Here is a 22207-nt window from a genome sequence, read left to right as displayed (position 1 = left end):
GCGTAGTGTGCCGAGCAGTGGGGGCACCTGCCCGGGGGCGCCGTACGACGGTGTACGCACGCCTGTCACGCATGGGGAAGACCGCGGGGGAGCGATGGGCACGACCGACGCCGGAGTTCCGGCGATCACGCTGACCGAGGCGGAGCTGGACCGCTACGTCACACACGCGCCGACACGCGGTCTGCTCACCGGCGCAGGACTGCCCGCGCAGACCGGTCCGCTCACCTTCTCCCCGCTGCGCACGCACGGCCTGCGCACGCTCGCCGACGCCGCCGACGGCCCGTTCCGTCTGGCGGAGGAGCTGCGCAGCCGCCTGGTCATAGGCGAACTCCTCACCCCGGCCGGCATGGAGAGCGAGTCGATCCTGCTCGACGGCCGCACGGGCGAGCTGACGACGGCCTACCTCTTCGACCCGTCCGACCCGCGTCCCTTCGCGCCCTCCCTGCACACCCTCCTGCGCTTCGCCGCGGTCACCGAGGAACTGGCGGGCCTGCGCGGCCGTTTCGCCTCCCTGGCGGGCCAGTACGGCCCGAAGACGGTGACCGAGGCCTCCCGCCGCCTCCTCACCCTCTTCGAGGAGGGCACGGACGGCCGGGTCCCGCCGTACTGGAAGGCGGCGGCCCTGATCCGCCCGCTCTCCCTCATCGCCGGCCCCGGTACGGCCTCCGGGCTCACCCTGGACGTGCCCGCGCGCGTCCTGGAGCAGGAGTTCGGGCACGGCAGGGTGGCCCGCTTCGAGGAGGTCGACTTCCCGGCGACGCTCACCCACGAACCGACCCGTCGCTTCCTGCGCGAGACGGGGCTGCCGGAGGAGGCGGTCTTCTTCCGCGCCGACACGGACGTCCCCCTGCCGACGCTGCGGGAGTACTTCACCCAGGAGTGCCCCGACCAGCCCGTCCCCGAACTCCCGGCCCACTGCGACCACTTGATCCGCCTCGGGTACCTGCTGGAGGAGAACAGCCTGGTGGTCGACGGCAGAACGGGCAGGGTCCTGACCTTCAGCCGGCCGGATGCGACGCTCCACTCCCTCAACACCGACGTCTCCACCCTGGCCTTCACCCTCTGGCTGGTCCACCACGAGCGCACGATCGACGCCCACCTGGGCCACGAACTGGCGACGCACGCCTACGACCACCTGGTGGCGGCGATGATCGACACCCTGAACACCCTGGACCCCACCGGCACGCTGCCGGCCACGTCCTGGCACTACTGGACGGAGCTCTTCCAGGACGAGGCGGGCGGGGTGTTCTGAGACACCCCGCCCGGCCGGACGGGGCGAGCCGGTCGTCCTCGGCCCGGGACCGGCGGGACCGGGATCAGACCCGGGTCACCGGTGCCTGTAGCTCCGTCACCCAGTCGTCGCGGTCCTCGGGGCACTCCAGATTGATCTCGCGGGGGTATCCGGTGGACCGGTAGCCGCCCGCGTCGATCCAGCGGGCCAGGGTCTGGGCGGTGGGCAGCACGGTGTCCATCGAGCCGCGGTGCACGATGGTCGCCGCCTCGTCGAGGGCGGGCAGGTCGAGGACGCGGAAGACGCCGTCCCGGAGCGGGGCGGAGACCTGGACGGCGGCGTGGACGGTGATCCGGCCGCCGCCCTCCGGAGCGTCCTCGTAGTAGGCGACACCGGGACCCGTCGGGGTGATGCCCGCGGCCTCCAGCTGCCGGAACAGCTCGTCGTAGAGCGGTCCGATGACAGGGCTGATGTCCTCGGGCTGGAAACTCGCGGCGGTCGCGGCCAGTTCGGCCACCCGTACCGCGGGGACGTGTTTGATGACGACGTCGTCGGTGGGCATGTGCCCCTCACTCTCGATCGCTCGGAGCCTCGCCTCGACCTGGACCAGCCGCGCTTCCGCGGCGGCCACGGCACTCTCCAGTTCGGCCCGCCGCAGCCGCAGCATGCCGCGCAACTCCTCGACGCCGGCCTTCTCGTCCACGATGTCCCGGACCTGCTGAAGGGTGAAGCCGAGGTCCTTCAGCGCGATGATCCGGTTGAGGCGGGCGAGCTGGGCGGCGGTGTAGTGGCGGTAGCCGCTCGAGGGGTCGACGTGGGCCGGGTGCAGCAGTCCGGTGGCGTCGTAGTGACGCAGCATCCGCACCGAGACACGGCCGTGCCGGGCGAAGTCTCCGATGGTGAACATGATGCCTCCGAGCCGACCGCCTGACACGGTGTGAGGGTCAAGAAAGTACCCCGGCCGCGGTCGGGGCGAGACCGTCCGGGGTAACGAGAGGGCGGCGCCCCCTCGGGGGTGCCGCCCTCTCGTTCAGCCTGCTCGGACGCCGGAGACCGTGGCGGGAAGGAACCCGCGTGTTCACCGCGTTCGTCCGGCGACCGGTCAGCGCGTCCGGTGGTTCCCGTCCCTCTGCGCGTGCCTCAGGGGGAGCCCGGTGCCGGCGGCCGCCGCCGTCGGGAACGGGTCGCAGGCGGGGAAGAAGGCACCTTCGGTGCACCTGGTGATGTATGGCACACCATCGCTGGTCAGCACCTTGACATAGATGGTGTCCGGCGAGTCGCCGCCCGGGACGACGGAGATGGCGGCGCTGCAGGCGTTGGGCGGCGGGTTCTCGATGGAGAAGAAGTTGCCGAAGGTGCCTGGGGCGCCCTGCCCGACGAACACCTCCGGGTCGTTGGGAAAGATGATGACGTCGTACTGGTTCCCGCCCGCGACGACGGAGTCCCACTCCTCACACGGCCCGGTCGGGCCCGTCGCCCCGGTCGCTCCCGTGGCCCCTGTGGCCCCGGTCGCTCCCGTAGCCCCCATCGCCCCTGTGGCACCGGACCCCGTCGCCCCCGTCGCTCCGGTGGGCCCGGTGGCTCCCGTCGCCCCCGTGGCCCCGGTGGGCCCGGTGGGACCGGTCGGGCCCGTGGGGCCGGTGGCGCCTGTCGGGCACTTGTCGCCGCCGCCCAGCAGGTGTGCCACACCGGGCAGCCAGCCTCGCGGCTGACCGGGTCTCGGTTTGCATTCATCCCGGTCCGACGGGGTTGCCACGTGCCGGTCGGCGGACTCCTCCATGGCCTGGGCCACGCCCACCGCAGGGCCTGCCCAACTCACCATCACCAGAGCCAGGGACGTCATCGCGCCATTGGCGATCCATCTCCCCTTTCTTGGGAGCGGGCCCAGAGCCGATCTCGTCGTGGGTCCAGGAGCCATGTGCTTCACCTTCCGAAACGCTCGCGGTTGACGGGCCGAAGACAGTGCCTCGTCCGGATCGTCGGCTTCCCGCCGCCACTCACCTACGGGACATGCGGAGTTGTCATCGCAATGGCGTAGACGCGTCCACGTGACGGAGGAGAGACACACGGTTCTCGCTGAATCCGGGGGGACCTGACGACGGCTCGGCGGCTCCCCGGCAGGGGAGTCGCAGCGGCCCGTGGGGCTCGTGCCGGGGGTCGCCACCCGAGTGGCGCAGCGGTCCCCGCCGGGCCATCCTGAAAGGAGGGCAGGCATGCACCACCCGGTCACCACATCTCTTGAAGCGCTCTGCCGAAGTGCTTCACGGACGCGCGACGCGTGACGGAGATCTTTGGGGGTTCTCATGGGCGTGCAAGCGGACTGGCGGTACTGCGGCAAGTGCCAGGGCATGTTCTTCGACGGGTATCCCCTGAAGGGTGCGTGTCCTCGTCCGGTCGGACACAAGGCGGTCGGGTACAACTTCGTGCTGCCGCATGATGTGGCGGGGACTCCGACCGCCCAGAACGCGTGGCGGTACTGCGTGAAGTGTCATGGCATGTTCTATGACGGCTATGCGCAGAAGGGCGCGTGCCCGGGCGGCGGCGGGCATCAGGCAGCCGGCTACGACTTCGTGCTGCCGCACGATGTGGCGGGAACTCCGACTGCCCAGAACGCGTGGCGGTACTGCGTGAAGTGTCATGGCATGTTCTATGACGGCTATGCGCAGAAGGGCACGTGCCCGGGCGGCGGCGGGCATCAGGCAGCCGGCTACGACTTCGTGCTGCCCCACCAGGTTCCGACTCCCGTGGTCGCCATGGACGCCCAGGAACTCCAGGCGTTCGAACTGGCCAATCAGCTACGGCAGCAGAACGGGAGCCCGCCGGTGCAGGTCGAACGCCTGCTGGTCGACGCGGCCCGCTTCCACAGCCAGGACCTGGCCGACCATCCGGGCCAGTGGGAAGTGAAGTGGAACGGCTGGCCCGGCCATGTGGGCTCCGACGGCAGCACCCCACCGGACCGGATCATCAAGGCCGTAGGCTCGCCAGGGTCGGAGAACGTCTACGTCGCCTACTACTACGGGAACGTGGACCCGCCGCCCCCTCAGCAAGCGGTCAACTGGTGGCTGACGCACGACCAGGAGCACAGGGCGAACCTCCTCGACCCCGCCCACAGGACCAGCGGAATAGGCATCGCCTACGGTGCCGGGATGACACCGGACGGGCACCAGGGCACGTTCTTCTATTTCACGCAGGACTTCCACGACTGAACGGGCCGCAGAGTGGCAGAAGCGGGCGGGGAGTCCCCCGCCCGCCGGCCGCCAGGCAGCCCACTATTCGTCTGTCGGTCCAAGTGAGACGAGAACTGAGACGGACGACCAAAAGGGCGGCACCCCTTTCCGGGGTGCCGCCCTTTCCTTCTGCCTGGCAAGGCCGTAGAGGCCGTGGCGGGAATTGAACCCGCGTAACTCGCTTTGCAGGCGAGTCCCTGAACCACTCGGGCACACGGCCGTGTTCGTGAGACGAACGTACGGGGGGTGGAGGAGGGGGCTCAAGGGGATCGGCGGGGGTGCAACGGGACTGCCATACGGCGTTCACAAAGGGGGCGGGCGTACGACCAAGGGCTGAGTGAAGGTCGGACTCCTGACAGGGGCCAATCCGGGTTACGGGCCTTACTCTGACCGCATGAGTGCCCTTGAGTCCCGCGACCCCGTCGTCCTGGATCCGTCCGCCGAGCGGGAAGACGGCGTGCTGAGCCGGGCGTACCGGGCGCTCAGTATCGGGATCGTGTCCGTCGTGGTGCTGATCGCCTTCGAGGCGACCGCCGTCGGCACCGCCATGCCCGTCGCGGCGCGGGAACTGGACGGGGTGGCGCTGTACGCGTTCGCCTTCTCCGGGTACTTCACCACCAGCCTGTTCGGCATGGTGCTCTCCGGCCAGTGGTCCGACCGGCGGGGCCCGCTCGGCGCCCTGACCACGGGCATCGGCGCCTTCGCGGCGGGACTGGCCGTCGCCGGCACCGCGCAGGACATGTGGGTCTTCATCCTCGGGCGGGCCGTGCAGGGGCTGGGCGGCGGGCTGGTCATCGTGGCCCTGTACGTCGTCGTAGGCCGCGCCTACCCCGAGCGGCTACGGCCCGCGATCATGGCCTCCTTCGCGGCCGGCTGGGTCGTACCGTCCATCGTCGGCCCCCTCGCCTCCGGCGCCGTCACCGAGCACCTCGGCTGGCGCTGGGTCTTCCTCGGCATCCCGGTCCTCGTCGTGTTCCCGCTCGTCCTCGCCCTGCCGCAGATACGGCGCCGGGCGTCGGGTCCGGTCGGCGGGGAGGCCGGCGCCGGCTCCTTCGACCGGCGGCGGATCCGGCTCGCGCTCGGGATCTCCCTCGGCGCCGGACTCCTCCAGTACGCCGCCCAGGACCTGCGCCCCCTCTCGCTGCTCCCGGGGCTGGCCGGTGCCGCGCTGCTCGTGCCCGCCGTCCTCGGGCTGCTCCCGCCCGGCACCTACCGGGCGGCCCGCGGCCTGCCCTCCGTCGTGCTGCTGCGCGGGCTGGCCGCGGGGTCCTTCATCGCCGCCGAGTCCTTCGTGCCCCTGATGCTGGTCACCCAGCGCGGGCTGTCGCCGACGCTCGCCGGGTTCTCGCTGGCGGCCGGCGGCGGGACGTGGGCGCTGGGCTCGTTCGTGCAGTCCCGGCCGCGCATGGCACCGCACCGGGAGCGGCTGATGACCACGGGCATGGTGCTGGTCGCCGCCGCGATCGTGGCCGCGCCGAGCGTGCTCCTGCACTCCGTGCCCGTGTGGACCGTCGCCGTCGCCTGGGGCGTCGGCTGCTTCGGCATGGGACTGGTGATCGCCTCCACCAGCGTGCTGCTGCTCCGGCTCTCCGCCCCGGAGGAGGCCGGCACCAACTCCGCCGCCCTCCAGATCTCCGACGCCCTCTCCAACGTCGTCCTCCTGGCGGCGACCGGCGCGGCCTTCGCGGCCCTCGGCGGCGGCAGCACGGCGGCCACCCCGGCCACGGCGGCCGACGCGGGCCGTCCCGCCGCCTTCGCGGCCGTCTTCCTGCCGATGGCGGTGGTGGCCCTGGCAGGGGCGTGGGTGACCCGGCGGCTGCGGCAGCGGTAGGCGGAAAGGCCTTCGTCGCGGCCGGCCCGGCGCTCTACCGTGGTCCGCGTGAACGATCTTCCGCTCGACTCCGCGGCCCGCCACGCGCTGTCCGACCTCGCCGACGCCCAGGGGCGGACGGTGGACGACGTGGTCGCCGACGCCGTACGCCGGTATCTCCAGGAGGAGGAGCGAAGCGTGCGCGAGGCCGCCGCACGGCTCGCCGACGCCCACGCCGACCTGCTGCGGAGGCTGGGCGAATGAGCCGCCATCTCACCGTCTCCGAGGTCACCGCCATCGCCGAGATCGCCTTCGGCGGCCGGCCGCCCGAGGCCCGCGAGCCCGGGCTGCTCGCCTCCGCCGTGCACCGGCCCCGCGCCCGGATGTTCGGCACGGCCGCCTACGAGGACCTGTACGAGCAGGCGGCCGCGCTGTTGCAGGGTCTCGCCGGCAACCACCCCCTCGTGGACGGCAACAAGCGGACCGCCTGGCTGGCCACGGCCACCTTCCTCGCCCGCAACGGGGTCGATCTCGCGGGCGTCGACCAGGACACGGCGTACGACCTGGTCATCGATGTGGCCTCCGGGCAGGAGAGCGACGTCGCGGTGATCGCGGGACGGCTGCGGCAGTTGTGATGTGGCTCCCAACCGCGGCCCACCCGGGCCTGTTCGAGCGTTGACGTGCGGGCGGCGCCGGTAGGGTGGCCCGGTTGTCATACGTAGCCGCCCGACCTCGATGCACGGAGACCGTGACTACTACCGCCGCCTCCTCCGCTCACTCCCATCACCTCTCGCCCGCCTTCCCGGGCAGGGCCCCCTGGGGTACCGCCAGCAAGCTGCGTGCCTGGCAGCAGGGCGCGATGGAGAAGTACGTCCAGGAGCAGCCGCGTGACTTCCTCGCCGTCGCCACGCCCGGCGCCGGCAAGACGACCTTCGCGCTGACGCTGGCCTCCTGGCTGCTGCACCACCACGTCGTGCAGCAGGTGACCGTGGTCGCGCCCACCGAGCACCTGAAGAAGCAGTGGGCGGAGGCGGCCGCGCGGATAGGGATCAAGCTCGACCCCGAGTACAGCGCGGGCCCGCTCGGCAAGGAGTACGACGGGGTCGCCGTGACGTACGCCGGTGTCGGCGTGCGGCCCATGCTGCACCGCAACCGCGTGGAGCAGCGCAAGACCCTCGTGATCCTGGACGAGATCCACCACGCCGGTGACTCCAAGTCCTGGGGCGAGGCGTGTCTGGAGGCCTTCGAGCCGGCCACCCGGCGACTGGCGCTGACCGGTACGCCGTTCCGGTCCGACACCAACCCCATCCCCTTCGTGACGTACGAGGAGGGGACGGACGGCATCCGGCGGTCCGCCGCCGACTACACCTACGGCTACGGCAACGCCCTCGCCGACCACGTCGTCCGGCCGGTCATCTTCCTCTCCTACAGCGGCAACATGCGCTGGCGTACGAAGGCCGGTGACGAGATCGCCGCCCGGCTCGGCGAGCCGATGACCAAGGACGCGGTCAGCCAGGCCTGGCGTACGGCCCTCGATCCGCGCGGTGAGTGGATGCCGAGCGTGCTGCGCGCCGCCGACCAGCGGCTGACCGAGGTCCGCAAGGCCATCCCGGACGCGGGCGCGCTCGTCATCGCCTCCGACCAGGACTCCGCGCGCGCGTACGCCAAGCTGATCCGGGAGATCACGGGGACGAAGGCGACGCTCGTGCTGTCGGACGACGCCGGCGCCTCGAAGAGGATCGACGAGTTCAGCGACGGCAACGACCGCTGGATGGTCGCCGTGCGGATGGTGTCCGAGGGCGTCGACGTGCCCCGGCTCGCGGTCGGGGTGTACGCGACGACCATCTCGACCCCGCTCTTCTTCGCACAGGCCGTCGGGCGTTTCGTGCGGTCCCGGCGGCGCGGCGAGACCGCGTCCGTGTTCCTGCCGACCGTGCCCGACCTGCTGACCTTCGCCAACGAGATGGAGAAGGAGCGGGACCACGCCCTCGACAAGCCGAAGAAGGAGGGCGAGGAGGACCCGTACGCCGAATCCGAGAAGGAGATGGACGAGGCGAACAAGCAGCAGGACGAGGACACCGGCGAGCAGGACATGCTGCCCTTCGAGGCGCTGGAGTCCGACGCCGTCTTCGACCGGGTGCTCTACGACGGCGCCGAGTTCGGCATGCAGGCGCACCCGGGGAGCGAGGAAGAGCAGGACTACCTCGGCATTCCGGGCCTGCTGGAGCCCGAGCAGGTGCAGTTGCTGCTCCAGAAGCGGCAGGCCCGGCAGATCGCGCACAGCAAGAAGAAGCCGGACGCCGAGGCGGACCTGCTGGAGCTGCCGGCGGAGCGGCGGCCGGTGGTCTCGCACAAGGAGATGATGGAGCTGCGGAAGCGGCTCAACACGATGGTCAGCGCGTATGTGCACCAGAGTGGCAAGCCGCACGGGGTCATCCATACCGAGCTGCGGCGGGTGTGCGGGGGGCCGCCGAGTGCGGAGGCCACGGCGGGGCAGTTGCGGCAGCGGATCGACAAGGTGCAGGAGTGGGCTACGCGTATGCGGTGACGCTGCGCTGCGCTGTGCTGCGTTCGCCGATTCCTCGCCCACCCACCCGCCCGACTCGGTCCGCCGAAGAGGCACCGCCACGGGGCTCCGCCCCGGACCCCGTGTGATCCCACCCCGCGCTCGACCTCCGGGCCCGTGCGGTTCCGGTCCGCGTCCCGACCTCCGGACCCCGCGCGGTTCCGGTCCGCGTCCCGACCTCCGGACCCCGCGCGGTTCCGGTCCGCGTGTCGATCTCCGGGCCCGTGCGGTTCCGGTCCGCGTCCCGGCCTCCGGGCCCGTGCGGTTCCGCCTCTGCCCCCGCGGGGTCCCGTCCCTCAGTCGTGTGGTTGCATCCCAGGCGTCGTGCGGAGTCGCCCGGCCCGTCCGAGGGCCCGCATCCCGGCCCTCTGAAGGCTGGCGGCCCGCCCTGTGAAGGCTGCCGGTCCGGCCCCGTGGGGGCTCGTGCAACCGGAGTTCTGGGGTCCGGGGGGCATGGATCGGGGCGGTGGGACTGTGTGCGTATCCGGACGAATGCAGGCAGGCCGGATCTGGTCTTGCCCGGATTCTGGACGAAGCCTTCCGCTCAGCGAACCGGCTTCGCTACTGTCCCGCTACGCACACGCCCCGTGGCAGCGCCGCCGCGGAGCGCAGCCGTGAAGCGACAACGCTCGGAGCAGCCGAGCCGTCCTGCCGATCGGCGGCCTCTGAAAGCGCGTCGCCGACGGGACTCGGTGACGCACACGTCGCTCAGGGGTCGCCGACCTCACCGCCAAAGGAGTGGGCGTCGTGACCGCGGAGACCTCTCAGACGCTCGACCGGGGACTGCGCGTCCTCAAACTGCTGGCCGACACGGACCACGGGCTGACCGTCACCGAGTTGTCCACCAAACTCGGAGTGAACCGGACCGTGGTGTACCGGTTGCTCGCCACACTGGAACAACACGCGCTCATACGGCGTGACTTGGGCGGTCGGGCCCGCGTCGGGCTCGGCGTGCTGCGGCTCGGCCGGCAGGTGCACCCGCTGGTACGGGAGGCCGCGCTGCCCGCTCTGCGGTCGCTCGCCGAGGACATAGGGGCGACCGCACATCTGACGCTGGTGGACGGGACGGAGGCGCTGGCCGTCGCCGTGGTCGAACCGACGTGGACCGATTACCACGTGGCGTACCGGGCCGGTTTCCGGCATCCCCTGGACCGCGGGGCCGCGGGCAGGGCGATCCTGTCCGCGCGGCAGTCGCCCTCCGCGGATCCCGGCTACACCCTCACGCACGGCGAGCTGGAGGCCGGTGCGAGCGGGGCCGCGGCGCCGCTGGTCGGCGTCACCGGGGTAGAGGGCAGCGTGGGCGTGGTGATGCTGATGGACTCCGTGCCGGAGCGGGTGGGGCCGAGGGTCGTGGAGGCGGCGCGGGAGGTCGCGGAAGCGCTGCGCTGAACCAGCCGGCCTGCGAACCCAAGCCCGGGCCGGCCGGGTCCACAGGTGTGGGCGGGCTGGGTCTGCGGGCCTGGGGGCCCGGGCCCAGGCCGGGTCCACAGGTGTGCGCGGGCTGGATCGGTGGGCCTGTGGTTCGGGGCTCAGGTCGGGAGGGTTCCTGTGGGTGTGGCCGGGCTGGGTCGGCGGGCCTGCGAACCCGAGCCCGGGCCGGCCGGGTCCACAGGTGTGGGCGGGCTGGATCGGTGGGCCTGTGGTTCGGGGCTCAGGTCGGGAGGGTTCCTGTGGGTGTGGCCGGGCTGGGTCGGCGGGCCTGCGAACCCGAGCCCGGGCCGGCCGGGTCCACAGGTGCGGGCGGGCTGGATCGGCGGACCTGGGGGCCCGGGCCCAGGCCGGCCAGGGTGCGTAGGTGTAGCCACAGCGTCAGGCGTTCGTCCGGGTCGGTCAGGTTGACGCCGGTGTGCTGCTGGAGCTGCCGCAGCCGGTAGCGGCAGGTGTTGGGGTGCACGCCCAGCAGACTCGCCGCGCCCGCCATGTCGCAGCCCGCGTCGAACCAGCAGACCAGCGTGCGCGCGTACTCGGTGCCGTGACCGGCGTCGTACGCCAGCACCCGCCGCCACCCGCCCGCGCTCAGCTCCCGCCGCCCGGCCATCACCTCGGCCAGCCGCAGCAGTGTCACCCGGGCCCGCACCTCGTCCACCGCGGCCACCGGGAGATCCGCGTCCAGCACCCGCAGCACCAGATCCGCGTCCGCCCGCGAGTCCGTGAGCCCGTCACCGCCCGGCACCAGCTCGCCCAGCGCGGCCCGCACCGGCACCCGCAGCGCCCGCCCGGCCCGCGCCACGATGTCCTCGGCGAGCCGCCGGTGCCGCTCGCCGGGGCCGGGCAGCACCGCGTACACCACCCCGTCCAGCAGCACGCACGCCTGCCGGCCGTAGCGGGCCTCGCACTGCAGGCGTACGACGTCCAGCAGGCGCAGCGCGGTGCGCTCGGCGTCCGGGACGCTCGCCGCGGAGTCCAGGACGAAGGCCGCCACCCGGGACGGGCCGTCGACGCCCAGCCGGGCGGCGGCGGTCGCCGGATCGGCCGCCGTGCCGTCCAGCAGCCGGCGCAGCAGGTCGCCGCTCCGATGCCGGGCCAGTTCCCGGGCCGCCCGCGCGCGCAGCAGGAGCAGCGCCGCGGTGGAGGCTCCCTGGACGAGGGTGTCCTCGGCGTCCGGCGCGAGCGAGCCGTCGTCGACCACCCACACCGAGCCGAGCGTCTCCCCGCCGGCCCGTACCGGCATCGCCAGCCGCGGCAGGTCCGCGTCGGACAGCGCGGGCAGCCGCAGCGGCCGGCCGGCGGAGAACAGCCGCCGGTACTGCTCGGTGTTCTGCGCGCCCGCCGGCACCTGCCGGCCGAGGATGCCCTGCCGGCGGTCCTCGTCCACGGGCTGGCCGGGGACGGTGGAGTAGGCGAGGACGCGCTGGCGCGGATCCTCGACGGTGGTCGCCCCGCCGGTCGCCGTCGCGATCGCGTCGGCCAGCGCGAACAGGTCGCCGAGCCCGGTGTCGGCCGGGGCGGCGGGCTCGGCCGCGACGGCCGACGCCAGCAGCAGGTGGACCCGGTGCCAGGCCGCGTCCTCGGCGACCGACAGCAGGGCCACACCGTGCGCCTGCGCCGCCGCGACCGGCCCGTCCGCGCCGCGCACCACCACCCCGGACAGCCCGGCGTCCGCCGCCGCCGCGAGCAGGGGCCCGGCGTCCGCCGCCCGGACCCCGACCGCCAGCAGCAGCGCGCCGGGCAGCCGGGCGAGCGGCACGCGGCCGTCGTGGAGCACGGCCTCGGTGACCGGGATCCCGAGGCCGGCGGGGGCGGTGTGCAGGCGCAGCGCCGGCCCGCCGACGACGTCCAGCAGGTCACCGAGGGTGCAGGCGTCCATGAGGGTCCCCAGGCAGGCGTACGAACCTACGCACGTATTGGCCGGTCGCACAACACGCGGACCTGCGGTTCCGCCGAGACTCGTGCCATGACCGCAGGAACGACGACTCCCGAGGCCACCGTCCGTACCGTCCACGACGTCGCCGGGTTCGCGGCCGTCGCCGACCACCTCGGCGACGTCTGGCGGACGCCCCGCACCGCCCCGCCCTACCCGGCCGAGGTCCTGCACAGCCTGGTGCACGCCGGCGGCGCGGTGCACGCGGTGTACGCCGGGCAGCGGCTAGCCGGCGCGTCCGTCGCCGTCCTCGGCCCGGAGCGGAGCACGTACTCGCTGGTGGCCGCCGCCGACCGGGGCCTCGGCCCCACCCTGAAGCAGGCCCAGCGCGACTGGGCCGTCGCCCGCGGTGCCCGCACCATGCGCTGGACCTTCGACCCGCTGGCCGGCCGCAACGCCCGCTTCAACCTGGTCAAGCTGGGTGCCGTCGGCACCGAGTACCTGGTCGACTTCTACGGCCCCATGACGGACGGCCTGAACGGCGGCGACGAGAGCGACCGGCTCACGGTGACCTGGGACCTGACGGCGCCGGCCGTCGCGCCCGACGGCGGGCACGCCACACCCGTGATCCGGACGGCGTCCGACGGTGGGGGCGAGGGCGGGGGTGACGCGCCTGTGGTCGGGACGGCGCCCGACGGTGGGGGCGAGGGCGGGCACGCCGCGCCCGTGGTCCGGACGGCGCCCGACGGCGGTCCGCTCGTCCGCCGCGACGACCGGCACATCCGGTGCCGGGTGCCCGAGGACGTCGTGACGCTGCGCGCCGCCGACCCGGCGCTCGCGCTGCGCTGGCGGCACGCCGTGCGCGAGGTGTTCCTGGAGGCCTTCGCGGAGGGGTTCCGGGCCACCGGGATGTCCCGCGACGGCTGGTACACCCTCACCCGTCCCGACCCCCGGACCCGCCCGAGCGGCGACGCCCCCGAGGGGGCCGCGGCATGAGGCTCGAACGCGTCGAGATCGTGCACGTGGCGATCCCGCTGGTCAGCCCGTTCCGTACCTCCTTCGGGACGATGACGGCGAAGGACACCTTCCTGCTGCGCTTGGTCACCGACACCGCCGAGGGCTGGTCGGAGTTCGCCGCCGACCCCGAGCCGCTGTACTGCTCGGAGTTCGTCGCCGGAGCCGAGATCGTGCTGCGCGACTTCCTGCTGCCCCGCGTGGCCGCGCTCCCGCACCTCACCACGGCCGCGCTGGCCCCGGTCATGGCGAAGGTGAAAGGCCACGAGCTGGCCAAGGCGGTCCTGGAGACCGCCGTGCTCGACGCCGAGCTGCGCACCCACGGCATGCCGCTCGCGACCTACCTGGGCGCGGTACGGGACCGGGTGCCCGCCGGGGTCTCCGTCGGCATCCGGGACTCGGTCCCCGAACTGCTGGACGACGTCGGGCGGCACCTCGCCGAGGGGTACGTGCGCATCAAGCTGAAGATCGAGCCCGGCTGGGACGTCGAGCCGGTCCGGGCGGTCCGCGAGCGCTTCGGCGACGACCTGCCCCTCCAGGTCGACGCCAACACCGCCTACACCCTCGCCGACGCCGACCACCTGCGGCGGCTGGACGCGTTCGGGCTGCTGCTGATCGAGGAACCGCTGGAGGAGAACAACCTGCACGCCCACGCCAGGCTCCAGCGGCGCCTTGCCACGCCCGTCTGCCTGGACGAGTCCCTGCACCACGCCCGCGACACCGCGTCCGCGATCGCCCTGGACGCCTGCCGGGTGGTGAACGTCAAGCCCGCGCGGGTCGGCGGCTACCTCGAGGCCCGCCGGGTGCACGACGTGGCCCACGCGCACGGGGTACCGGTGTGGTGCGGCGGCATGCTGGAGACCGGCATCGGCCGCGCGCCGAACCTCGCCCTGGCGGCGCTGCCCGGCTTCACCCTGCCCGGCGACACCTCGGCGTCCAGCCGGTACTTCGCGGAGGACATCACCGAGCCGTTCGTCCTCCAGGACGGTCATCTGCCGGTGCCGGCCGGCCCCGGCATCGGTGTCGAGCCCCTGCCGGACGCCCTGCGCCGGTTCACCAGGCGGCGCGGTGACCTCTACGCCCGCCGAGGGGCCGGTGGCCGGGCGAAGACCCCGGGTTAGATTGGCTCCGTGCTCTCACGTCTCACGCGCCCCCAGGCCCTCGCCGTCTGCGCGCTGCCCGTCGTGGCCCTGCTCGCCACGGCGGCGTTCGCACCGCTGCCGTTCTCGCTCGCGCAGCCCGGCACGACGGCGAACGTGCTCGGCGAGAACCAGGGCACCCCGGTGATCAGCGTCTCCGGCGCGGCGACCCGGAAGACCAGCGGGCAGCTGCGGATGACCACGATCGTGGTGACCGGCCCGGAGACCAAGGTCTCCCTCGGTGACGTGTTCGACAACTGGTTCCGCACCGACCGGGCCGTCATGCCGCGCGACGCGGTCTACCCGAGCGGGGACACCGTCAAGGAGATCGAGGAGCACAACCTGGCGCAGATGCAGGAGTCCCAGGACGCGGCGACCCAGGCGGCGCTGAAGTACCTCGGGCTGAACGCCGACAAGGTCAAGGTCTCGCTGGAGCTCGCCGACGTGGGCGGGCCCAGCGCGGGCCTGCTGTTCAGCCTGGGCATCATCGACAAGCTGGACGGCGACGGCAGCGGCGGCGACCTCACGGGCGGCCGCACCATCGCCGGCACGGGCACGATCGACGCGTCCGGCAAGGTCGGCGCGGTCGGCGGGGTGGCCCTGAAGACGCAGGCCGCACGCCGGGACGGGGCCACGGTCTTCCTGGTCCCGAAGGCGGAGTGCGCCGACGCCGAGTCGGAACTGCCCAAGGGCCTGCGGCTCGTTCCCGTGACCACGCTCGACAGCGCGGTCGACTCCCTGGTGGCACTGGAGAAGGGGAAGGGCCCGGTCCCGAGCTGCTAGCGCCTCTCGTTCGGCCCAGGCCGGATCCGGACGAAAGATCCTCTCGTCCGGATCATGCCGGGCCGGTCCGGACGGACGTCCGGCCTGCGGGTCACGGGTCCCGGGTCGGTCAGGTCTCTTCCCTGTCCCGGGCCGCCTGCTCCACCAGCGGGATGATCCGCAGCGGAACGGGGTTCTCCATGACGATCGCCGTGGAGGCCCGGACGATGCCGTCAAAACCGACGACCCGGTCGATCACCCGTTGAAGATCGGCGTTCGAGCGGGCCACCAGCCGGCACAGCATGTCCCCGCTGCCGGTGGTGGTCAGCAGCTCCAGCACCTCCGGCACGGTCGCCAAGTACGCCCGCACATCCGCACCTTGGCCCTGCCGGATCTGAAGGGTGGCGAACGCGGTGACCGGGTAGCCGAGCGCCGCCGGATCCACCTGCGGCCCGAATCCGCGGATGACTCCGTTCGACTGAAGCCGGTCGAGCCGCGCCTGCACGGTGCCCCGCGCCACGCCCAGCCGCCGGGACATCTCCAGCACCCCGATGCGCGGTTCCTCGGCCAGCAGCACGATGATGCGCCCGTCCAGATGATCGATCGCCACGGGACCCCCTGAGATGGTCATCCTGTACAGAAAGACTGCCAACGCGGTCGTACCACTGAACAGATTGCCCAGTGGATTCGCGAACTATTGCGCACCTTGCAGACCGGGGTCACCCTTCCGCTATGACGCAGACCACACAGCACACTCCCGTCACGACCGCCCGGCAGGACGACCCCTTCCCGGTCAAGGGAATGGACGCCGTCGTCTTCGCCGTGGGCAACGCCAAGCAGGCGGCGCACTACTACTCCACCGCCTTCGGCATGCGGCTGGTCGCCTACTCCGGACCGGAGAACGGCAGCCGCGAGACCGCCAACTACGTACTGGAGAACGGCTCCGCCCGCTTCGTCTTCACCTCGGTGATCAAGCCGAGCAGCACCTGGGGCCACTTCCTCGCCCAGCACGTGGCCGAGCACGGGGACGGCGTCGTCGACCTGGCCATCGAGGTCCCGGACGCCCGCCGCGCGTACGAATACGCCATCGAGCACGGCGCCCGCTCGGTCGCCGAGCCGTACGAGGTGAAGGACGAGCACGGCACCGTCGTCCTCGCCGCCATCGCCACCTACGGCGAGACCCGCCACACCCTGGTCGACCGCTCCGGCTACGACGGCCCCTACCTGCCCGGTTACACGGCCGCCAAGCCGCTCGTCGAGCCGCCCGCCCAGCGCACCTTCCAGGCCATCGACCACTGCGTCGGCAACGTCGAACTCGGCCGGATGAACGAGTGGGTCGAGTTCTACAACAACGTCATGGGCTTCACGAACATGAAGGAGTTCGTGGGCGACGACATCGCCACCGAGTACAGCGCGCTGATGTCGAAGGTGGTCGCGGACGGCACCCTCAAGGTCAAGTTCCCGCTCAACGAGCCCGCCATCGCCAAGAAGAAGTCCCAGATCGACGAGTACCTGGAGTTCTACGGCGGCCCGGGCGTCCAGCACATCGCCCTCAACACCAACGACATCGTGCAGACGGTCCGCACCATGCGCGCGGCCGGCGTCGAGTTCCTCGACACCCCCGACTCCTACTACGACACCCTCGGCGAGTGGGTCGGCGACACCCGCGTGCCGGTCGAGACCCTGCGCGAGCTGAAGATCCTGGCCGACCGCGACGAGGACGGCTACCTGCTGCAGATCTTCACCAAGCCGGTCCAGGACCGGCCGACCGTGTTCTTCGAACTCATCGAGCGGCACGGTTCGATGGGCTTCGGCAAGGGCAACTTCAAGGCCCTGTTCGAGGCGATCGAACGCGAGCAGGAGAAGCGGGGCAACCTGTAACGGCAGGCCCTATTCGCTGGGCGGCGGCTCGTTGGGGACGTCGCCCAGCTCTTGGAGCGCCTCCCGCGCCACCGGCACCCGCAGCGGGGAGAAGTAGGGATTGATCCGCAGCGCCTCCTGAAGATGCCGCCGCGCGGGGCCGTACCGCTCCAGCTCCCCCTCGATCACCCCCAGGTGGAACGCGTACAGCGCGCTGCGCACCCCGCCGCCCTTCGCCTTGTCCGTCGCGACGGTCGCGTAGGTCAGTGCCTCCTGGTCCTCGCCGGACCGGTGCAGCGCCCAGCCCAGCGCGTCGGCCACCTCGATCCCCGGCTGCCGCCGCCACTCCTCCCGCAGCCGGTCCACGGCCTCCCACGCGTCCCCGTGATCCGCCTCGAACCGTCCGATGAGCAGCTCCTCGTCGACCCCGCCCGCCACCGACCCCCGCACCGCGGTCCTCAGCCGCGCGTACTGCTCCTCGGCGAGTTCGGTCCGCCCCAGCGACTCGTACAGCTCACCCAGCTCCAGCAGGTCCTCGGGCCTCGGCCGCTCCTTGACGGCGGCCCGGTACACGGCCAGCGCCTCGGACGTGCGCCCCATCGCGGCCAGCGTCCGCGCCCGCCCGGCCGGTGCCACGCGCTGGTCGGGGTCGAGCCGCAGCGCGGCCTCGAAGTGCCGCAGCGCGTCCGGCAGGTCCCCGCGCTCCCAGGCCAGCTGCCCGACACCGGCCAGCCAGGCCGCCTGCGCGGCCGGCGTGCGGGCCGCGGCCGCCGCGTCGGTCAGCTGGGCCACCGCGTCCTCGCGCCAGCCCCGGTCCCGGTACACCGCCGCCGCCCGCGCCATCACGGCCGGCCGCGCCGCCGCGTCGGTGCGCAGCCCCAGCAGCTTGTCCAGGGTGGAACGGGCGTTCTTGTAGTCGCCGAGCCCGGTGTACGCGTCGATCAGCGGCGGATACGCCGACCACTGCTTCGGCGCCGCCTTCAGCGCCTGCTCGCCGTACCGTTTCGCCGCCGGGAAGTCCCGGCGCGCGAGCGCCAGCGCGGCCAGGCCGCCCAGCGCCTCGGAGTTCCGCGTGCCGCGCACCTCCAGCGAGGTCCGCAGCGCCCGCTCCGCCCGCGGATAGTCGGCGGCATCGCCCGCCCGGCGCCCCCGCTCCACGTACGCCGACCCCAGCACCGCCCAGGCCCGGGCGTCCCGCGGCTGCGCCCGCACCCGCGCCTCCTGCCGCCCGATGAGCCCGGTCAGACCGGGCAGCGCGGCCGGCACCCCGTAGGTCACCGTCGTCAACGCCTGCGTCCGCGCCTGTGCCCGCGGGCCCGGGGCGGGGGGCCCGCCCACCGGGTGCTCCCCCGGCAGCAGCGCCAGCACCGCGCCGGCCACGACCCCGCCCGCCAGCGCGGCGACCAGCACCCGCCGCAGCACCCGCCGGGAACGCCGTGGCGGCTCGGGGACCGGGGACGCACCCGGCACGCTCAGTCGGTTGTCCATGGCGCTCACTGTGCGTCAGTACGACGAGCACATCCGGGTGGCCCAAGCCGGGCACGGTCGGGGTTCACACCGATGGCCGCGAGTGACAGGCTGTGATCATGAGCCGCATCGAAGCACCGCGCGACGAGCACACGGGCAACCTCACCGACCGGCTCCTGGCCGGCCTGCCGCCCGAGGCCGTCCTGACCGACCCCGACGTCACGGCGTCCTACGGCCACGACATGGCGAGCTTCTGCCCGGCGGGCAGCCCCGCCGTCGTCGTCCTGCCGCGCACCGTCGAACAGGTTCAGCACGTCATGCGCATCGCCACCGAGCTGCGCGTCCCCGTCGTCCCGCAGGGCGCCCGCACCGGTCTGTCCGGCGGCGCCAACGCCACCGACGGCTGCATCGTGCTGTCCCTCACCAAGATGGACCGCATCCTGGAGATCAGCCCCGTCGACCGGATCGCCGTGGTCGAACCCGGCGTCGTCAACGCGACCCTCTCCCGTGCGGTCGAGGAACACGGCCTGTACTACCCGCCGGACCCCTCCAGCTGGGAGATGTGCACCATCGGCGGCAACATCGGCACCGCCTCCGGCGGCCTGTGCTGCGTCAAGTACGGCGTCACCGCCGAGTACGTCCTCGGGCTGGAGGTCGTGCTCGCCGACGGCCGTCTGATGTCCACCGGCCGCCGCACCGCGAAGGGCGTCGCGGGCTACGACCTCACCCGACTCTTCGTCGGCTCCGAGGGCTCCCTCGGCATCGTGGTCCGGGCGGTGCTGGCGCTGCGGCCCAAGCCGCCCCGGCAGCTCGTCCTGGCCGCCGAGTTCGCCTCCGCGGCCGCCGCCTGCGACGCCGTCTGCCGCATCATGGCGGGCGGCCACGTCCCGTCCCTCCTCGAACTGATGGACCGTACGACCGTCAAGGCGGTCAACGACCTCGCCCACATGGGGCTGCCCGAGACCACCGAGGCGCTGCTGCTGGCCGCCTTCGACACCCCGGACCCCGCCGCCGACCTCGCCGCCGTCGGCGCCCTGTGCGAGGCCGCGGGCGCCACACAGGTCGTGCCGGCGGAGGACGCCGCCGAGTCCGAGCTGCTGCTCCAGGCCCGGCGGCTCTCGCTGACCGCGCTGGAGGCGGTCAAGGGCACGACGATGATCGACGACGTGTGCGTGCCCCGCTCCCGGCTCGGCGCCATGCTGGACGGCATCGAACGGATCGCGGCCAAGTACGACCTCACGATCGGCGTCTGCGCACACGCCGGCGACGGCAACACCCACCCCACCGTCTGCTTCGACGCCCGGGACCCCGAGGAGTCCCGCCGGGCCCGCGAGTCCTTCGACGAGATCATGGCCCTCGGTCTGGAGCTGGGCGGCACCATCACCGGCGAACACGGCGTCGGCGTGCTGAAGAAGGAGTGGCTGGCCCGGGAGATCGGCCCCGTCGGGGTGGAGATGCAGCGGGCCGTGAAGCAGGTCTTCGACCCGCTGGGCATCCTCAACCCGGGCAAGCTCCTGTGACCCGAAGCTCACCGGGCGAGCAGCTGGTCGAGCGCGTCGTCGATGCCCAGCTGCCCGCCCTCCGTCCCCGGCGGCACCGCTGTGAGCGTCCGCTCCAGCCAGGCCGACACCTGCGGGACCGGTGCCTCCAGCAGTGCGTCGCCGTCCGGTGAACTCAGCGCCATCAGGACGACACCGCGCCCGTCCACCTTCGTCGGCCACACCCGCACATCCCCGTGCCCGCACGGCCGGAACACCCCCTCCACCAGCAGCTCGCGGGCGAACGTCCAGTTGACGGGGTGCTCGGAGTTGATGTGGAAGGCGATGTGGACGGCATAGGGGTCGTCGGAGCGGTAGCCGAGCCGGGCCGGGACCGGCACGCGCCGCTCCGGCGACAGGACGAGCTTCAGCTCCAGCTCCCGTTCCACCACGATGTGCTGCATGACCTGCGTTCCCTTCTGGCGGGGGCCGCTCGGACGGGGCCCGTACCGAGGGAGAGGGGGCAGGGGCGGGGCCATTACGCGGGTTCGGGAAATTTTGTTTCGCGGGCCCGGGGGAGCACGGCCCGGCGTCGCCCGGAAAGGGGTCGGTCCGGCGGGACTGGCGGTGGGGGATGCCCGGGTCTGATAGATGTGGAGGCTCTCATACCACCTCCGAGCAGATACGGGACGACGGACATGAGCGCCCCAACCCCGGCACCCGGCGACGACAGGCCCCGCGAGGGGTACTACCCGGACCCGTCCATCCCCGGCTACGTCCGGTACTGGAACGGCGCCTCCTGGGTGCCCGGCACCAGCCGACCGGCGCCGAAGGACGGCGAGCGGCTCACCCCGCCGCCCGGCGTGCAGCCGGCCGTCCCGTCCGTGGAGGAGACGGGCCCGCACTTCTTCGACGAGGACCCGGCGGAGACCGGCCCGCAGGACGGCGCCGGCCTCCCGGGCCAGTCGGGCCTTCCGGCGCAGGCGGGCCAGGCCGACCGGTGGGCTCCCGCGGCCCGGCCCGGGCAGGCCGCGCAGGGCGCGCAGTGGGGCCGGCCGGGCGGGTCCGGCCCGGCAGGGCGGCAGGACCGGTCGTCCGGCTCCGGCGGGGACGCCGGCCGGGGCGGCGCCTGGGGTGTCGACCCGCGAGTGCCCGCGGAGCCCGCCGACGGCCGGGACACCGGCCGTACCGACGGCACCGCGTCGAACCCCCCGGCGCAGGACGACGGGGCCCCGGACCCCGGCACCTTCATCTTCCGCCGCCCGATCCCCGGCCCGGCGGCGGCCCGCACCGACGACGGCACGATGACGTTCCGCCCGGTGCCGCCCGGCCCGACCGGCTCCGAGGGCGGCGCGTCCGGCGGGTCCGGAGCGGCCGGCTTCGGCACGCAGGGTCCCGTCGGCGCGCCCGCGAACCCCGGCTTCGGCGCGGGCAAGGCCGCCGCGGCCCGGGCCGGCGCCGCGCAGCCGCCCCACACGCCGGCCACGCCCCAGGCCCCCGGTACCACCCCGCAGACCTCCGCCCCGCAGCACTCCCAGGCGCCCTCCGCCACGGCTCCGTCCGTGCCGCAGCAGGCGGGTCCGGCCCAGGCGGGTCCGGCGCCGGCAGGCCCGGGGCAGGCGGGCCCCGCGCAGGCGGGAGTCCCTCAGGCAGGCGTCCCCCAGCCCGGAGCGGCGCAGGCCGTGCCCGGGCAGTCCGGTACGTCCGCCACCCCGCTGACCGCCGGTCCCGGTGGCGGTCAGGCCTCCTGGGCGCAGCAGGTGCACCAGCTGGCCGGGGGCGGGGACGAGCAGCCGGTGGCGCCGTGGAAGCCGCCGGTGGAGGACCTCTTCCAGGCCGCCGCGCGCCGGCAGGCCGCCGCCCGCCCCGCCGGACTCGGCAAGCGGCTCGCCGCCCGGCTGATCGACTCGCTGGCGGTGGGCGCCGTGACGGCCGCCGCGGCGGTCCCGCTCGGCACGCGTGCCCTGGACCACGTCCAGGAGAAGATCGACGCGGCCAGGCTGTCCGGCCGCGAGGTCACCGTCTGGCTCCTCGACGGCACGACCGGCACCAGCCTCGGCATCGTCCTCGCCGTCCTGCTCCTGGCCGGCGTCCTGTACGAGGTGCTGCCCACCGTCAAGTGGGGCCGCACCCTCGGCAAGAAGCTGTGCGGCCTCGAGGTGCGCGACATCGAGGCGCACGAGCCCCCGACGTTCGGCCCGGCGCTGCGCCGCTGGCTGGTCTTCAGCGTGCCGGGACTGCTGGCCGTCGGGATCGTGGGCGTGCTGTGGTGCCTGTTCGACCGGCCCTGGCGCCAGTGCTGGCACGACAAGGCGGCCCACACGTTCGTCGCGGGCTGACCGCGGCGCGCCC

19 protein-coding genes and 1 tRNA gene are annotated in these 22207 nt (G+C 73.3%); 13 read left to right on the top strand and 7 right to left on the bottom strand.

Annotated elements, in window-relative coordinates; translation table 11 throughout:
• Window positions 1-94 precede the first annotated feature (94 nt).
• Window positions 95-1252, top strand: coding sequence for an SUKH-4 family immunity protein (locus JK361_RS12185; protein ID WP_201815842.1), 1158 nt, complete (start codon window positions 95-97; stop codon window positions 1250-1252).
• Window positions 1253-1316: 64 nt separating this feature from the next.
• Here JK361_RS12185 and JK361_RS12180 read toward each other — a convergent pair whose 3' ends face one another.
• Window positions 1317-2138 carry a MerR family transcriptional regulator gene (locus JK361_RS12180; RefSeq protein ID WP_201815836.1) on the bottom strand — a complete coding sequence of 274 codons (822 nt, stop codon included), beginning with the start codon at window positions 2136-2138 and terminating at the stop codon, window positions 1317-1319.
• 195 nt (window positions 2139-2333) lie between these two features.
• Complete coding sequence (locus JK361_RS12175) at window positions 2334-2759, bottom strand: hypothetical protein (RefSeq protein WP_201815835.1); 426 nt, start codon at window positions 2757-2759, stop codon at window positions 2334-2336.
• A 775-nt stretch (window positions 2760-3534) separates the two neighbouring features.
• Between JK361_RS12175 and JK361_RS12170 the strand changes: the two genes are divergently transcribed.
• Window positions 3535-4437, top strand: a complete 903-nt coding sequence (locus JK361_RS12170; protein ID WP_201815833.1) for a CAP domain-containing protein — start codon at window positions 3535-3537, stop codon at window positions 4435-4437.
• A 169-nt stretch (window positions 4438-4606) separates the two neighbouring features.
• On the opposite strand, the gene JK361_RS12165 is transcribed toward JK361_RS12170, so the two are convergent.
• Window positions 4607-4678 (bottom strand) — tRNA-Cys (locus tag JK361_RS12165).
• 174 nt (window positions 4679-4852) lie between these two features.
• On the opposite strand from JK361_RS12165, the gene JK361_RS12160 reads away from it, so the two are divergent.
• The 5 genes from JK361_RS12160 (at window position 4853) to JK361_RS12140 (ending at window position 10223) form a co-directional block, all read left to right on the top strand.
• Window positions 4853-6289, top strand: coding sequence for an MFS transporter (locus JK361_RS12160; protein ID WP_201815831.1), 1437 nt, complete (start codon window positions 4853-4855; stop codon window positions 6287-6289).
• Between the two features lie 48 nt (window positions 6290-6337).
• Window positions 6338-6532: a hypothetical protein gene (locus JK361_RS12155; RefSeq protein ID WP_201815826.1), complete on the top strand. Its 195-nt coding sequence runs from the start codon at window positions 6338-6340 to the stop codon at window positions 6530-6532.
• The gene (locus JK361_RS12150) at window positions 6529-6903 is read left to right on the top strand and encodes a type II toxin-antitoxin system death-on-curing family toxin (RefSeq protein WP_201815824.1); all 375 of its coding nucleotides are present in this window, start codon (window positions 6529-6531) and stop codon (window positions 6901-6903) included. The genes JK361_RS12155 and JK361_RS12150 overlap by 4 nt, the downstream gene beginning before the upstream one ends.
• Before the next feature lie 113 nt (window positions 6904-7016).
• Window positions 7017-8816, top strand: coding sequence for a DEAD/DEAH box helicase (locus tag JK361_RS12145; protein ID WP_201815822.1), 1800 nt, complete (start codon window positions 7017-7019; stop codon window positions 8814-8816).
• 765 nt (window positions 8817-9581) lie between these two features.
• Window positions 9582-10223 (top strand): IclR family transcriptional regulator, encoded by a 642-nt coding sequence (locus JK361_RS12140; protein ID WP_201815821.1) that lies wholly within the window; start codon window positions 9582-9584, stop codon window positions 10221-10223.
• A gap of 262 nt (window positions 10224-10485) precedes the next feature.
• Here JK361_RS12140 and JK361_RS12135 read toward each other — a convergent pair whose 3' ends face one another.
• The gene (locus JK361_RS12135; RefSeq protein ID WP_201815820.1) at window positions 10486-12141 is read right to left on the bottom strand and encodes a PucR family transcriptional regulator; all 1656 of its coding nucleotides are present in this window, start codon (window positions 12139-12141) and stop codon (window positions 10486-10488) included.
• A gap of 87 nt (window positions 12142-12228) precedes the next feature.
• On the opposite strand from JK361_RS12135, the gene JK361_RS12130 reads away from it, so the two are divergent.
• Genes JK361_RS12130 through JK361_RS12120 form a run of 3 tightly spaced genes read left to right on the top strand, consistent with a single transcriptional unit; the run spans window position 12229 to window position 15071 of the window.
• Window positions 12229-13131 (top strand): chorismate synthase, encoded by a 903-nt coding sequence (locus JK361_RS12130; protein ID WP_201815819.1) that lies wholly within the window; start codon window positions 12229-12231, stop codon window positions 13129-13131.
• Window positions 13128-14270, top strand: a complete 1143-nt coding sequence (gene menC / locus JK361_RS12125; protein WP_201815818.1) for an o-succinylbenzoate synthase — start codon at window positions 13128-13130, stop codon at window positions 14268-14270. The genes JK361_RS12130 and menC overlap by 4 nt, the downstream gene beginning before the upstream one ends.
• 9 nt (window positions 14271-14279) lie before the next feature.
• On the top strand, window positions 14280-15071 hold the full coding sequence (locus JK361_RS12120; RefSeq protein ID WP_201815817.1) for a YlbL family protein: 792 nt from the start codon (window positions 14280-14282) through the stop codon (window positions 15069-15071).
• 109 nt (window positions 15072-15180) lie between these two features.
• On the opposite strand, the gene JK361_RS12115 is transcribed toward JK361_RS12120, so the two are convergent.
• Complete coding sequence (locus tag JK361_RS12115; RefSeq protein ID WP_201815815.1) at window positions 15181-15660, bottom strand: Lrp/AsnC family transcriptional regulator; 480 nt, start codon at window positions 15658-15660, stop codon at window positions 15181-15183.
• A gap of 122 nt (window positions 15661-15782) precedes the next feature.
• On the opposite strand from JK361_RS12115, the gene hppD reads away from it, so the two are divergent.
• Window positions 15783-16931: a 4-hydroxyphenylpyruvate dioxygenase gene (hppD, locus tag JK361_RS12110; protein WP_201815813.1), complete on the top strand. Its 1149-nt coding sequence runs from the start codon at window positions 15783-15785 to the stop codon at window positions 16929-16931.
• Window positions 16932-16940: 9 nt separating this feature from the next.
• Here the strand turns inward: hppD and JK361_RS12105 are convergent, their stop codons facing one another.
• Entirely contained in the window at window positions 16941-18398 is a 1458-nt protein-coding gene (locus JK361_RS12105) for a tetratricopeptide repeat protein (protein ID WP_201815811.1), read from the bottom strand.
• Between the two features lie 92 nt (window positions 18399-18490).
• Here JK361_RS12105 and JK361_RS12100 point away from each other — a divergent pair, with 92 nt between their 5' ends.
• The gene (locus tag JK361_RS12100; protein ID WP_201815809.1) at window positions 18491-19897 is read left to right on the top strand and encodes an FAD-binding oxidoreductase; all 1407 of its coding nucleotides are present in this window, start codon (window positions 18491-18493) and stop codon (window positions 19895-19897) included.
• Window positions 19898-19905: 8 nt separating this feature from the next.
• Here JK361_RS12100 and JK361_RS12095 read toward each other — a convergent pair whose 3' ends face one another.
• The gene (locus JK361_RS12095; RefSeq protein WP_201815807.1) at window positions 19906-20319 is read right to left on the bottom strand and encodes an SsgA family sporulation/cell division regulator; all 414 of its coding nucleotides are present in this window, start codon (window positions 20317-20319) and stop codon (window positions 19906-19908) included.
• 234 nt (window positions 20320-20553) lie between these two features.
• Here JK361_RS12095 and JK361_RS12090 point away from each other — a divergent pair, with 234 nt between their 5' ends.
• Entirely contained in the window at window positions 20554-22194 is a 1641-nt protein-coding gene (locus tag JK361_RS12090; protein ID WP_201815806.1) for an RDD family protein, read from the top strand.
• Window positions 22195-22207 lie beyond the last annotated feature (13 nt).

The sequence above is a fragment of the Streptomyces musisoli genome (genome assembly GCF_016741855.1).
GTDB lineage: Bacteria > Actinomycetota > Actinomycetes > Streptomycetales > Streptomycetaceae > Streptomyces > Streptomyces musisoli.
The sequence above is the reverse complement of the archived record's forward strand: the minus strand, read 5'-3'. Positions and strand labels throughout refer to the sequence as shown.